The organism is Methylobacillus gramineus, from assembly GCF_020532675.1.
Classification (GTDB): Bacteria; Pseudomonadota; Gammaproteobacteria; order Burkholderiales; family Methylophilaceae; genus Methylobacillus; species Methylobacillus gramineus.
On sequence record NZ_JAJAVE010000001.1, the window covers coordinates 134675 to 147589 of the forward strand.

Consider the following 12915-nt stretch of genomic DNA (forward strand, 5'->3'; position numbering starts at 1 on the left):
TAATTTCATTAGCTGGCCCGAATGTTGCTCATCTTTCAAGTGTCTTAACCTTGATGGGAGATGTAGCAATGAAAAACCTTGTGATGACGTGGGTAGTGGGTGTGTTAATGCTGGTTGCTACAACAGCATCTAATGCAGCCACGGGGTTTGATGAGGTCGGCTATCTTTATGCTGACGACAGTTTGCCTAGTGATACTGTCTTTTCTCACAGCCTTGATGCGGGTGTTTATGAGTTGGCATTACTGGATTACCAATTTCCTGCGGCATTCTTGCCTGGGACATTTGGTATAGAGGTATTTCAGGGCGCCACACTGATTAGCACATTTTATGGTTCTGGTACGTTTGTCTTGCCGCAATTAACTGCCGGCTCTTACCTTTTTAGCGTATTTGGTGATGCCAATAACGGGGTCGGTGTAGGTTCCTTTGGATTTACCGTCTCATTGGTCCCTGAAGCCGATACCTGGGCACTATTGATCGTGGGTATAGGCTTGCTGGTGGCTTACACTTCTCGTCGAAAATCGCCTTTAATTGCTGATAACGTTTAAGGATCGGATCATGAAAAAATTACTGATAATGGCCAAGATTTTTCTGCTGGCTTTGATGTTCTCTGGTAGTTTGACGGCAAATGCTGCAACCGTATTTGAAGTTGATGCTGCTACAACGATTCCTGGGGTATACAAATACAATGTGGCATTGTTGGCGGGAGATTATTCCTTGACGCTGGAAGATATTGACAGCTCTTTCAGTTGGTTGGGAGTGACGGTCGGCAAGGGTGCCACAAACTATGGTCAGTTAAGTCTGTTGGGACCAATTGATGAAGGTGTACTGAATTTTTCAATTGCTACTACCGGCATTTATACGGCCTTGGTATTTGCACAGGGCGGTATCGGGCCGATTAACCTGATTATTTCCAGTGTGCCAGAACCTGAAGCTGCTGCCATGTTGATGGCAGGCCTGGGTTTGTTGGCATTCAGGGTACGTCGCAAACGCCTTGGCTGATGACTGCTAGATAAAGACGTTGTAACATCTATGGGAGCTTAGGCTCCCATTTTTATTGTTAACGACTATTCATCTATAAAAATACGAAAGCGCGTGTGCGATATCTACTGATTTTAGCTCTCATGTGGGTGAGTCTTGATGGGCAGGCTGGTGAGGCTATTTCTCTGCGAGTACCCACAAAAGGTGGGTATGCGTTGCAACCTGAAAATATTGCGGTCATCGTCAATACTGACAATCAGGATAGCGTTAAGGCCGGGGAGTACTATGTGCAGGCGCGTCATATACCAGTTGCCAATCTCATCCGGGTCAGCATTCCCTCAAGTCCCAAAAAGCTATCAGCCCAGTATTTCACCCAGTTCAAGCAAGAGGTAGATGCTCAGCTTGAAGCCAAGCATCAGGTAATTGTCATGATGTGGACGGCCCCATACGCAGTAGAGTGCAATTCAATTACTACAGCCATGACCATGGGGTTTGACCCTGAGCAGTGTGCCAACACTTGCGCGCCTGCCAAACACCCTAACCGCTATTTCAACTCAAGCTCACTCCAACCTTATGGTGATTTTGGATACCGCTTGTCCATGTTGTTGCCTGTGCAGTCTTTTGATCAGGCTAAAGCCTTGATAGATAGAGGGATTGCTAGTGATTACAGTGCGCCAGCAGCCACGGCCTACTTTTTGAATACTTCAGACAAGAACCGTAGCAGTCGTGCTATGTTCTTTCCGCCGTCTGGCAGGGTTGCCCAGCGGTTCCTGGAGATCAAGAATCTTAAAGCCGACACTATCCGTGATGCACAGGACGTGATGATCTATCACACCGGGTTAGTCACGGTGCCTGATCTTGATACCCTTAAGTTTTACCCTGGTGCATTGGCTGATCATTTAACGTCAACGGGAGGAGATTTGCTCGGAACGGGACAAATGAGCAGTCTACGCTGGCTGGATGCTGGCGCGACCGCAAGCTATGGCACAGTATCCGAGCCTTGCAACTACTGGCAGAAATTCCCTAACTCAGCCGTGTTGCTCAAGCATTACCTGATGGGAGCTAGCGCTATAGAGGCATACTGGAAAAGCGTAGCCTGGCCGGTGCAGGGTGTCTTTATTGGTGAGCCATTGGCATCACCCTATAAACGCTGAGCTGAGTTTGTTGTGGTGAAACTTGGCTCTATGCGATAATCACCCGATTAATTAGTTCGTGCATTGCGCGAATATCGTCTTGATAAAAGCCGTCATGCGGCTTTTGCTGTTTTATTGGATAGGGATATATGCCAGTCATTCGTTTGCCAGATGGTTCCGAACGCAAGTTTGAGGGGCCGGTTACCGTTGCAGAGGTCGCCATGAATATAGGTGCAGGCCTTGCGCGTGCTGCTTTGGGTGGCAAGGTAAATGGTAAAGCTGTCGATACCTCTTATCAAATCAGTGACGATGCTGAGCTCGCCATTATTACGGATCGGGATGCTGATGGCCTTGAGATTATCCGTCACTCCACAGCCCATTTGCTGGCGCAAGCAGTAAAGCAGTTATTCCCAGAGGCGCAGGTGACCATAGGCCCAGTCATAGAAAATGGGTTTTTCTATGATTTTTCCTATAAGCGCCCATTTACACCTGAAGATCTGGAAAAGATCGAAGCACGTATGCAAGAGTTGGCTAAGCGTGATATCCCTATCGTCCGCACGGTGATGCTGCGCGACAAGGCGGTTGAATACTTCAAGTCGATTGGCGAGTCCTATAAAGCTGAAATTATTGCCTCCATCCCCGTGGATCAGGAAATCTCGCTTTATACCCAGGATGACTTTACCGATCTTTGCCGTGGTACGCATGTGCCATCCACTGGCAAACTCAAGGCATTCAAGCTCATGAAGGTTGCAGGTGCTTACTGGCGTGGCGACTCCAACAATGAAATGTTGCAGCGTATCTATGGTACTGCCTGGGCCAAGAAAGATGACTTGGATGCCTATCTGCATATGCTGGAAGAGGCTGAGAAGCGGGATCATCGCAAACTGGGCCGGCAATTAGACTTTTTCCACATGCAGGATGAAGCACCTGGCATGGTGTTCTGGCACCCACGTGGCTGGAGTATTTGGCAGGAAATTGAGCAGTACATGCGGCAGATGTTCCGTGAATATGGTTACCAGGAAGTGCGCACCCCGACCATCATGGATAGAACATTATGGGAAAAGTCCGGCCACTGGCAGAACTATCATGACAATATGTTCACGACCGCCTCCGAGAATCGCGACTACGCAGTCAAACCCATGAATTGCCCTGGTCATGTGCAGATATACAACAACAGTCTGCATAGCTATCGTGATTTGCCGCTGCGTCTGGCAGAGTTTGGCTCCTGTCATCGTAATGAGCCATCTGGGGCACTCCATGGTTTGATGCGGGTGCGTGGCTTTACCCAGGATGATGCGCATATTTTCTGTACCGAGGATCAGGTCAGGGACGAAGTCGCTGATTTCATCGTGATGCTTTACAAGGCTTATCAGGATTTCGGTTTTACTGATGTGCTGGTCAAGCTTTCTACCCGTCCTGAAAAGCGTGTTGGTTCTGATGAGGCATGGGATAAGGCCGAGGAGTCTCTCGCAGCCGCTTTGCGTCAGAATAACCTTGAATATGAAATCCAGCCGGGCGAGGGAGCTTTCTATGGTCCCAAGATTGAATTTACATTAAAGGACAGCCTTGGTCGTCTTTGGCAGTGTGGCACGATACAGCTAGATCCCAATTTACCAGAGCGCCTGGGCGCAGAATATGTAGATGAAGATAACACTCGCAAACACCCTGTGATGCTGCATCGTGCAATTGTCGGCTCCATGGAGCGCTTCATCGGTATTTTGATCGAAAACTTTGCCGGAGCGATGCCAGCATGGCTTGCGCCTGTGCAAGCCATGGTGCTGAATATCAGTGATGGACAAGCGGCTTATGTCAATCAAGTTGTGGAAGAATTAAGGAAAAATGGCCTTAGAGTCGATTCGGACTTGAGGAATGAGAAAATAACCTATAAAATCCGCGAACATAGCTTGCAGAAGCTGCCTTACCTTTTAGTGGCGGGGGAGCGTGAAATGCAGGCAGGTCAAGTGGCCGTGCGTACCCGCAAGGGCGAAGATCTGGGCTCTATGTCTATCAGCGCTTTTATTGAGCGTCTGAAAAGCGATGTAGCCAACAAGGTCTGAATGCCTAGTGTGTAGCGCGGTCTATTATTTTGACCATTTAAATTAATAACGGGAGATTTTGCGATAGCTCAAGATAAGGAAGTACGAATCAACGGTGACATTACTGCACAGCAGATTCGTTTGGTTGGGGTGGATGGCGAGCCATTAGGCATTGTCAGTCTGAATGAAGCATTTGCCAAGGCAGAGGAAGCTGATATCGACTTGGTCGAAATCGCCCCTCAGGCAGTCCCGCCGGTATGTCGGTTGATGGACTACGGCAAGTTCAAATATGCTGAAAGCAAGCGCCAACACGAAGCCCGCCTCAAACAAAAGCAGGTGCAGGTCAAGGAAGTGAAATTCCGTCCTGGTACTGATGATGGCGATTACCAAGTCAAGTTGCGCAATTTGATCCGATTCTTGAATGAAGGCGATAAGGCCAAAGTGACCTTGCGCTTCCGTGGGCGTGAAATCACGCATCAAGAGCTGGGTTTGGCTTTGTTGAAGCGTGTGGAAGCCGATCTTGCAGAACATGCAGTGGTGGAGCAGTTTCCCAAGATGGAAGGCCGTCAGATGGTGATGGTGTTATCACCACAAAAGAAAGCAAAGCCTTAAAATCCACGGATTTTGTGGTTTGTGAGTAGTAGCAGTAAAGAGGTAGCGACGTGGCCTAAAGGCATGCCCGATCGCTCTTTTCAATGTTCCTTTAGGAGAAAAAAATGCCAAAGATGAAGACCAAGAGCAGCGCCAAAAAGCGCTTCAAATTCTTGGGTAATGGCAAGGTGAAGCGTACTCACTCTCACCTGCGTCATATCCTGACCAAGAAGACCACCAAGCAGAAGCGTAACCTGCGCGGTACAGCGATTATTTCCCCAACTGACATCAAGCGCGTACGCGCCATGATGCCAACTCAATAAGGAGATAAGAGATGCCTAGAGTAAAACGTGGTGTTATCGCTCGTGCCCGTCATAAAAAGGTTCTGAACGCTGCCAAGGGTTATCGTGGTCGTCGTAAGAATGTATACCGCGTTGCCAAGCAGGCGGTAATGAAGGCTGGTCAATATGCTTATCGTGACCGTCGTCAAAGGAAGCGTCAATTCCGTGCTCTGTGGATTGCGCGTATCAATGCTGGTGCACGTGAGTATGGTTTGACTTACAGCCGTTTCATCAACGGTCTGAAGAAGTCTGCGGTTGAAGTTGACCGTAAGGTGTTGGCTGATCTGGCTGTATTCGACAAACAGGCTTTTGCCAAGTTTGCCGAACTGGCTAAATCAGGTCTCGCCGCTGCCTAAGCAACAGCAATAGAAAAAGGAGGCCTTGTGCCTCCTTTTTTTTCCGGGTTTTTCCACAAAATGCCGGTGATGAGCCCCAGTTTTTCTATAGGTTTGATCTATAAGAATTTATTGGGTAATGTGACAAGCCGTTTGTGAAAGTATCCTGAGAGTCCAACTGAATAACATGCAAAATCTCGATCACATCATTTCCGAAGCCCAGCGTGACTTTTCTGCTTGCGGCAGTATCGCCGACCTAGAGCAGGCCAAGGCTCGTTACCTGGGGAAAAGTGGCAGCCTTACCGATGCACTTAAAGGTTTGGGTAAACTTTCATCAGAGGAACGTCCTGCCGCTGGAGCAGCCATTAATGTGGTCAAGCAGCAGGTCGAGGCGGCACTCAAGGAAAAGCGTGATGCGATTCTGCTGGCAGAGCAGGAGCACCAACTGGCAAGTGAGTCCCTGGATGTTACTTTGCCTGCCCGCCAGCTTGGCCAGGGTGGATTGCATCCGGTTTCCCTGACCTTGCGGCGGATTGAAGAGCTGTTCCGGTCTATTGGTTTTGAGGTGGCAGAAGGGCCGGAAATTGAATCGGATTTTTACAATTTCACTGCCTTGAATATCCCTGAGGATCATCCGGCACGCGCCATGCACGATACGTTTTATGTGGATGAGCAGCATGTGCTGCGCACGCATACTTCCCCTGTGCAGGTGCACTATATGCAGGACAAAGAGCCACCACTCAAGATTATCGCTCCTGGTCGTGTGTACCGTGTTGACTCTGATGCGACGCATTCCCCCATGTTTCACCAGGTTGAGGGCTTGTGGGTGGATGAAAACATCAGCTTTGCCAATCTCAAGGGCGTGGTGCAGGATTTCTTGCAGCGCTTCTTTGAACGCGATGACCTTCAGGTGCGCTTTCGTCCTTCATTTTTTCCGTTTACAGAGCCATCAGCAGAAATGGACATGAGCTGGGGTGACGGCTGGCTGGAGATCGGCGGGTGCGGCATGGTGCATCCTGAAGTGTTCGGACATGTAGGCATCGACAGCGAAAAATACCGTGGTTTTGCCTTTGGCCTGGGGGTCGAGCGCCTGACCATGTTGCGTTATGGCGTGAATGACTTGCGCTTGTTCTTTGAGAACGATCTGCGCTTTCTTAAGCAATTTGCCTAGCCCTTATTCTGGATAGACCAACAATATGCAATTTTCTGAACAATGGCTACGCCAATATGTTAATCCAGCCTTAGATAGCGAAGGCCTCGGGCATGCCCTGACCATGGCTGGACTCGAAGTCGAAGCGCTAGAGCCTGTGGCTGCGGATTTCACCAAAGTGGTCGTGGCTGAGATCATCAGTGCGGAGAAGCATCCAGATGCTGATCGCCTGCAAATCTGCAAGGTGAATGTCGGGACAGATGAGCTGCTGCAGATTGTCTGTGGAGCACCCAATGCGCGTGCTGGCCTCAAGGCGCCCTGTGCGCTGGTGGGAGCAGAGCTGCCTGGCTTCAAGATCAAGCAGGCCAAAGTACGCGGTGTGGAGTCCTTTGGCATGATGTGTTCTGCCAAGGAACTGGGCTTGGCTGAGGAAAGCAGCGGTTTGCTGGAGCTGGCTGCAGATACTATAGTGGGTCAGGACATCCGGACTGTATTCGAGCTAGACGACAAACTGTTTACGCTCAAGCTGACGCCCAATCGTACTGATTGCCTCAGCATTGTTGGTATTGCACGCGATGTGACGGCACTGACCGGTGCCACTCTCTTATTACCCACCATATTGCCAGTAGCTGCCAAGATCAATGCACAGCACGCTGTGACGGTTTCCGAGCCCGATGCTTGCCCGCGTTATACAGGCCGCCTTATTACAGGAGTGAATGCTGCTGTCACCACGCCAGACTGGATCGTACGTAGATTGGAACGCAGTGGTGTTCGCAGCATCAGCGCGATAGTTGATATCACCAATTATGTGCTGCTGGAGCAGGGACAGCCGTTACATGCCTTTGATGCAGATAAGCTGCAAGGCAATATAGAAGTGCGTTATGCGCGTGCAGGTGAGCAACTCGTGTTGCTTAACCAGCAAACTATCGAGTTACAGCCTGACATGTTAGTGATCGCTGATAGTACGGGAGCGCTCGCGCTTGCTGGCATTATGGGTGGAGATAGCAGTGCAGTTGGGGATGATACGTCCAACATCTTCCTTGAAAGTGCATTTTTCACCCCTGCCGTCATTGTAGGCAAGGCGCGCCGACTTAACTTCTCTACCGATTCCTCTTATCGTTTCGAACGTGGCGTGGATTTTGGTAATACCTTGGCAGCGCTGGAGCGTGCTACCAACCTGGTGTTGGAGATTTGTGGGGGAGAAGCCGGCCCGGTGACTGAAGTGCTTGGTAGCTTGCCTGCCAGGCCCCCTGTCAGCTTGCGTATGGCACGCTTGATCTCGGTATTAGGAATTCCACTGAATATCCAGGATGTCCTAAACATCCTTCAGAAGTTGAATTTCACTTATACCCACAGTGGCGATGTATTTGAAGTGACGCCGCCTAGCTATCGCTTTGATATTGAAATCGAGGAAGACCTGATTGAAGAGGTGGCTCGCCTCTATGGCTACGACAATATCCCGGCTACTGCGCCGCAAGATCAATTGCGTATGCTGCCATCGGCTGAAGCCAGTTTAAACCGCAACTGGCTGCGCGATACATTAGCGGCAAGTGGATATCAGGAAATTGTCAGTTACAGCTTTGTCGATGAAAGCTGGGAACGTGAGCTGTTGGGTAATCCCAATCCGATCCAGTTAAAGAACCCAATTGCGAGTAACCTGAGTGTGATGCGCAGCGGCTTGTGGGGCGGATTGCTGGAAACCTTGATGTATAACCTTAACCGTAAGCAGGAGCGAGTGCGTCTGTTTGAAATCGGTGCCACTTACTCCTCTGTTACGGATGGATATGCTGAAATTACACGTATTTCCGGGCTTGCCTACGGTGATGCGGCTCCTGAGCAATGGGCACAAGAAGCGCGGGAAGTAGACTTTTTTGATGTTAAGGCTGAGATCGAACGTCTAGCGGGTGGGCGAGTGCAGTATGTGACAGCGCAACATTCAGCCTTGCATCCAGGCCAAACAGCGCAGGTGATATTGCATGGTAAACCCATCGGCTGGATAGGCAAGCTGCATCCAAAATGGCAGCAGCAATATCAGCTGCCACGTAGCGTCATTTTGTTTGAGCTGGATGTTGAGCCATTATTGCAGCGCAAAGTGGCGGAATATACGCATGTGCCAAAATTCCCACCTGTACGACGTGATATTGCCGTGCTGGTGGATGAAAATACCAATATTCAAGCATTAACAGATAGCATGTGGGCTGCTAAAAATCCACTGATAAATGAGATTGCATTGTTCGATGTTTACCGTGGAAAAGGCATTGCCGAAGGCAAGAAAAGCCTTGCATTTCTTGTGCTTATACAAGATACTCAAAAAACTCTGACCGATGTAGAAGCCGATGCAGTGATGGCATCGATACTGGATTTATTAGTCCAGCAACATGGTGCCACGTTAAGAAATTAGAAAAAGTAGTAGGGAAAGGTTTTGCATGACATTAACAAAAGCTGATTTGGCTGATTTGCTGTTTGAGCAAGTAGGGTTGAATAAACGTGAAGCCAAAGATATGGTTGAAGCATTCTTTGAAGAAATCCGCACTGCACTCGAAGCGGGAGATAGCGTCAAGCTTTCAGGATTTGGTAATTTTGAATTGCGTCAAAAATCAGAGCGTCCTGGCCGTAATCCTAAAACTGGTGAAGAAATCCCGATCACCGCACGTCGTGTAGTGACATTCCATGCCAGCCAGAAGCTCAAGAGCAAGGTAGAGGAGGCATATGCCGGAGCAAGCGCCTAAGGTCCAGCTTCCTCCAATTCCGGCGAAGCGCTATTTCACCATTGGTGAAGTGAGCGAGCTGTGCGGGGTTAAGCCGCATGTGCTGCGGTATTGGGAGCAGGAGTTTACCCAGCTTAAACCGGTCAAACGTCGAGGCAACCGCCGATACTATCAGCACCATGAAGTGCTGCTGATCCGACGTATTCGTGAGTTACTGTACGAGCAAGGGTTTACCATTAGCGGCGCACGCAATCGCCTGGATGACCATGCCGCGGTCGGATTGGCGAGTCATCATCCGGCTGAAGATTCGCCTGTGGCTCAGGCTTCAGCGCATGCGTTGGCTAATCCAGCCACAACACCGCATTATGACTTTGTCTCTTTACGTGCTGAATTACGTGAAGTGCTCGATTTACTTAGCGCGCATTGAATTAAAACCTCATTTTCATCTGTCCGAAATCGGGCTTTTTCGATATAATCGCTTTCTTGCTTGTTCGGCCTGCCGAACAGCATCGGTTCGGGGCGTAGCGCAGCCTGGTAGCGTACTTGCATGGGGTGCAAGGGGTCGTGTGTTCGAATCACACCGTCCCGACCAAAAAAATCATATAGTTACGAGCATTCCCCATCGTTTCAGATTTAAAAGTATTAGAACATATTCTAATACTCATTTCTTCGGAGTCATTGTCAGGATCACCTCTGACCTTTCCGTTAGCATCTCCTCCATATAGATTGATTAGTATCTGCAACTAGCCACCTAGAGTCTCTGCATTGATAGGCACCGGGCATGGCCTTCCTCCTTATTGCTGGGGTGGCGGAGTTTCAGGGAGCACTCTTTCGACTGGATGAACAATTGAATGCCTCGAGGCATGGGTAAAAGACAAAAAACTAGCCAATTTTCTCGTTTGATTCTAAAAATGACAGATTGATTAAATTGGATAAATAGAAATCAATTCTGCGATATAATATTGGAAATGCTATCCACAGGAATGGCTTCTACATTGGCTTGCAGGCTAAATAGGCCTATAGCAATGGGACTCTCCAGTCTCGGCCAATCAATTCAATAATGAGTAGCTTGTCTGCTCGCTAGAGTTGCAAGAATATTAGTAGGGGCTAATTTCTTGGAGATATTAAAAGCCAGAGTCTCTGGCTTTTTTCATTTGTGGACAGGCTTCAAAAATCAATAAAGGGTTGCCTAGGTCATGAGCTTGAATCTGCCTTTTGTGAAGGAAACACGCTTCGGCAACTGGTTCCTGAAAACCAATATGTGGAAAATCAGGGTATTGGATAGGGCGCTGAATGATCTTCAGCGATTAATGCCCGCAAGGCGCGCGCAATACTCCCATATTCTTGATGTAGGCTGTGGGTTTGGTCATTCATTTTTTGCCCTGGCCAAGCGATTCAATCCCCAGCAGATTACTGGACTGGATGCTGATCCTGATCTGCAGGCACGTGCCAGTGACAGTGCCAGGAATTGCCCTGCGCAAGTACGGTTGTTTGCCGGGAATGCATCCTTGATGCAAGGTATTCCGGACAATGAATTCGACATGGTGTTCTGTCATCAAACTTTCCATCATATCGTGGACCAGGAAGAGGCAATGGCTGAGTTTTTCCGTGTATTGAAACCGGGAGGCGTGCTGTTGTTTGCTGAATCCACCAAGCGCTATATTCATTCATTGCAGATCCGCCTGTTGTTCCGTCACCCTATGCATGTGCAGAAAACCGCCGAGGAATATATTGCCATCATTCGCAATGCGGGCTTCAGTTTGCCGGATGCACAGATTTCATTACCGTTTCTCTGGTGGAGTCGGCCCGATGCCGGGTTGTGGGAGTGGATAGGTTTCCCCCTGCCGAAAAAGCGTGAGGAAACCCTGGTGAATGCAGTGGCGATCAAGCCAATGCAATAGTGCGGTGGCGGCAAGCATGTGAGCTTGTCGCTGATAATGGATTACTTCAGTTTGACTACATCACCCTTCAGCGCTACGCCGGACATCAAGGCACCGCTGCCACACATATATTCTGTTTCGCTGCTGGTTTCCTTATTCTTGTAATTGCTCTTGATATTAATGACGGCATTGCCGCCTTCCTTGCTGGCACGGTCTTGCAACTCAAGCAATGCGCTCAGGAGCGTCCATTCACAGGCTTCCTTATCTGATTTGTTGAAGCCATTGGTTTTTTTATTGGTTTTCCACTCTCCCAGGGTCTTGGCGACAGCAGGGTGGGTCTGATTACCGAAGAACAGCTTGATTTCAGGATCCAGTTTTTCCTTGGCTGCAGCGGAGTTCAAGGCATCTTCCAGCGAATGCATTTTCTGGTCATCACGTGCCATGGCCTGGCTGCTAGCGAACAAGATAGTGATCAGCAGGGCGGTGTTCAAGATATTTTTCATTGTTGCAGGCTCCTTTTGGATGGGTAATGGAATTGTATTATAGGGACTGGAATACCAGGCTGACATTGGTGCCGCCAAAGCCAAAACTATTGGACATGGCACTACGTATTGGCTGTTGCAGATTGGCCCTTAATACCGGCATGTTGCCTATTTGGGGATCTGGCGTGTCAAGATTGGCGCAACCCGCTACAAAGCCGTCCCTCATCATGAGCAGGCTGTAGATAGCCTCATGGGCTGCTGCAGCACCTATAGGGTGACCGCTTAGGCCTTTAGTCGAGGATATCAGGGGCAGCTTGTCACCAAATACCTCGCGGATGGCATGCAGCTCGCAGATATCGCCGAGCGGGGTGGAGGTGGCATGGGTGTTGATGTAGTCGATGCTAGAGGATCTGGTAAGCCCCGCTATTGCCAGGCGCATAGCTCTGGCAGCGCCTGCGGCGGAAGGCGTGACCATATCAAGGCCATCCGAGCATGCACCGTAGCCTGTGATTTCGGCATAAATATGGGCACCACGTTGTTGCGCATGTTCCAGCTCTTCCAGAATCAAAATGCCTGCACCACCGGCAATCACAAATCCATCGCGATCTTGATGATATGGCCGGGAAGCCGTGGCATCGTTGTAACGCGTGGACAAAGCTCCCATTGCATCAAATGGCGCTGTGGTGGCCCAGCTGGTTTCCTCGCTGCCACCGACAATCATGATGTCTTGCTTGCCAAACTGGATTAGCTCGGTGCCATAGCCTATGCAATGTCCCGAGCTGGCACAGGCGGAGGTAATGGAGCAACTAATGCCTTTGATGGAAAAAGCGGTGGACAATGTGGCAGAAGCAGTGCTTCCCATTATGCGTGGTACGGCATAAGGCAATACTTTGCTCAGGCCCTGGTTGCGCAGGGTATCCATGGCCTGGACATGCTCCCATGGTGAGCCAACGCCTGAACCTATTACCATGCCGGTTCTAGGAGAGGTCAGCAGGGACTCTGGCAACTGGCTGTCGTGAATGGCCTGCTGGGCAGCATGGTAGGCATAGAGTGCGGTATCCGCCATGAAGCGCCTGTGCTTGCGGTTCACTGGAGGTAAACTGCTGATATCAGGAACGCCAGCCACCTGGCTACGCAGGCCCATTGCGGCGTATTCTGGCATATGGCGCAAGCCTGAGCGTCCTTGCTGCAGGGACGCTGAAACCGTGTCTATATCATTGCCAAGACATGAGACTATGCCCATGCCGGTGATCACTACTCTGCGCATTTTTAGGAAAAATT

The 12915-nt window shown here is 49.6% G+C and carries 14 protein-coding genes and 1 tRNA gene; 13 read left to right on the forward strand and 2 right to left on the reverse strand.

The genetic code is table 11. The annotated features are described in order from the left end of the window. Window positions 1–68: 68 nt before the first annotated feature. The 13 genes from LG201_RS00625 (at window position 69) to LG201_RS00685 (ending at window position 11173) form a co-directional block, all read left to right on the forward strand. Window positions 69–545: a hypothetical protein gene (locus LG201_RS00625; protein ID WP_226770256.1), complete on the forward strand. Its 477-nt coding sequence runs from the start codon at window positions 69–71 to the stop codon at window positions 543–545. Between the two features lie 10 nt (window positions 546–555). Next, window positions 556–999 (forward strand): PEP-CTERM sorting domain-containing protein, encoded by a 444-nt coding sequence (locus tag LG201_RS00630; protein WP_226770257.1) that lies wholly within the window; start codon window positions 556–558, stop codon window positions 997–999. 122 nt (window positions 1000–1121) lie between these two features. Further along, on the forward strand, window positions 1122–2132 hold the full coding sequence (locus LG201_RS00635; RefSeq protein ID WP_226770258.1) for a TIGR03790 family protein: 1011 nt from the start codon (window positions 1122–1124) through the stop codon (window positions 2130–2132). A gap of 128 nt (window positions 2133–2260) precedes the next feature. Then, window positions 2261–4168: a threonine--tRNA ligase gene (thrS, locus tag LG201_RS00640; RefSeq protein WP_226770259.1), complete on the forward strand. Its 1908-nt coding sequence runs from the start codon at window positions 2261–2263 to the stop codon at window positions 4166–4168. A gap of 63 nt (window positions 4169–4231) precedes the next feature. Then, window positions 4232–4759: a translation initiation factor IF-3 gene (gene infC / locus LG201_RS00645; protein ID WP_226771892.1), complete on the forward strand. Its 528-nt coding sequence runs from the start codon at window positions 4232–4234 to the stop codon at window positions 4757–4759. 104 nt (window positions 4760–4863) lie between these two features. Further along, on the forward strand, window positions 4864–5061 hold the full coding sequence (gene rpmI / locus LG201_RS00650) for a 50S ribosomal protein L35 (protein WP_226770260.1): 198 nt from the start codon (window positions 4864–4866) through the stop codon (window positions 5059–5061). Between the two features lie 11 nt (window positions 5062–5072). Next, a complete protein-coding gene (gene rplT / locus LG201_RS00655) occupies window positions 5073–5435 on the forward strand; it encodes a 50S ribosomal protein L20 (protein WP_226770261.1) in 363 nt (120 codons plus the stop codon). A 166-nt stretch (window positions 5436–5601) separates the two neighbouring features. After that, window positions 5602–6585 carry a phenylalanine--tRNA ligase subunit alpha gene (gene pheS, locus LG201_RS00660; RefSeq protein WP_226770262.1) on the forward strand — a complete coding sequence of 328 codons (984 nt, stop codon included), beginning with the start codon at window positions 5602–5604 and terminating at the stop codon, window positions 6583–6585. 25 nt (window positions 6586–6610) lie between these two features. After that, the gene (gene pheT / locus LG201_RS00665) at window positions 6611–8965 is read left to right on the forward strand and encodes a phenylalanine--tRNA ligase subunit beta (RefSeq protein ID WP_226770263.1); all 2355 of its coding nucleotides are present in this window, start codon (window positions 6611–6613) and stop codon (window positions 8963–8965) included. 25 nt (window positions 8966–8990) lie between these two features. Continuing rightward, complete coding sequence (locus LG201_RS00670; RefSeq protein ID WP_226757146.1) at window positions 8991–9293, forward strand: integration host factor subunit alpha; 303 nt, start codon at window positions 8991–8993, stop codon at window positions 9291–9293. Continuing rightward, window positions 9274–9699, forward strand: coding sequence for a MerR family transcriptional regulator (locus LG201_RS00675; protein WP_226770264.1), 426 nt, complete (start codon window positions 9274–9276; stop codon window positions 9697–9699). Before LG201_RS00670 ends, LG201_RS00675 begins: the two co-directional genes overlap by 20 nt. Before the next feature lie 88 nt (window positions 9700–9787). Continuing rightward, a tRNA-Pro gene (locus LG201_RS00680) sits at window positions 9788–9864 on the forward strand. A 604-nt stretch (window positions 9865–10468) separates the two neighbouring features. After that, entirely contained in the window at window positions 10469–11173 is a 705-nt protein-coding gene (locus tag LG201_RS00685) for a class I SAM-dependent methyltransferase (RefSeq protein WP_226770265.1), read from the forward strand. A gap of 41 nt (window positions 11174–11214) precedes the next feature. On the opposite strand, the gene LG201_RS00690 is transcribed toward LG201_RS00685, so the two are convergent. After that, window positions 11215–11655 (reverse strand): excinuclease ABC subunit A, encoded by a 441-nt coding sequence (locus tag LG201_RS00690; RefSeq protein WP_226770266.1) that lies wholly within the window; start codon window positions 11653–11655, stop codon window positions 11215–11217. Window positions 11656–11692: 37 nt separating this feature from the next. Further along, window positions 11693–12901 (reverse strand): beta-ketoacyl synthase N-terminal-like domain-containing protein, encoded by a 1209-nt coding sequence (locus tag LG201_RS00695; protein ID WP_226770267.1) that lies wholly within the window; start codon window positions 12899–12901, stop codon window positions 11693–11695. Between the last annotated feature and the right edge of the window lie 14 nt (window positions 12902–12915).

Bases quoted from the DNA above. Each gene is read 5' to 3' on its own strand.
- LG201_RS00690 (WP_226770266.1), bottom strand. From the start codon at position 11,655: ATGAAAAATATCTTGAACACCGCCCTGCTGATCACTATCTTGTTCGCT.
- LG201_RS00675 (WP_226770264.1), top strand. From the start codon at position 9,274: ATGCCGGAGCAAGCGCCTAAGGTCCAGCTTCCTCCAATTCCGGCGAAG.
- LG201_RS00630 (WP_226770257.1), top strand. From the start codon at position 556: ATGAAAAAATTACTGATAATGGCCAAGATTTTTCTGCTGGCTTTGATG.
- LG201_RS00695 (WP_226770267.1), bottom strand. From the start codon at position 12,901: ATGCGCAGAGTAGTGATCACCGGCATGGGCATAGTCTCATGTCTTGGC.
- LG201_RS00670 (WP_226757146.1), top strand. From the start codon at position 8,991: ATGACATTAACAAAAGCTGATTTGGCTGATTTGCTGTTTGAGCAAGTA.
- pheT (WP_226770263.1), top strand. From the start codon at position 6,611: ATGCAATTTTCTGAACAATGGCTACGCCAATATGTTAATCCAGCCTTA.
- LG201_RS00685 (WP_226770265.1), top strand. From the start codon at position 10,469: ATGAGCTTGAATCTGCCTTTTGTGAAGGAAACACGCTTCGGCAACTGG.
- rplT (WP_226770261.1), top strand. From the start codon at position 5,073: ATGCCTAGAGTAAAACGTGGTGTTATCGCTCGTGCCCGTCATAAAAAG.
- thrS (WP_226770259.1), top strand. From the start codon at position 2,261: ATGCCAGTCATTCGTTTGCCAGATGGTTCCGAACGCAAGTTTGAGGGG.
- pheS (WP_226770262.1), top strand. From the start codon at position 5,602: ATGCAAAATCTCGATCACATCATTTCCGAAGCCCAGCGTGACTTTTCT.
- LG201_RS00625 (WP_226770256.1), top strand. From the start codon at position 69: ATGAAAAACCTTGTGATGACGTGGGTAGTGGGTGTGTTAATGCTGGTT.
- LG201_RS00635 (WP_226770258.1), top strand. From the start codon at position 1,122: ATGTGGGTGAGTCTTGATGGGCAGGCTGGTGAGGCTATTTCTCTGCGA.
- rpmI (WP_226770260.1), top strand. From the start codon at position 4,864: ATGCCAAAGATGAAGACCAAGAGCAGCGCCAAAAAGCGCTTCAAATTC.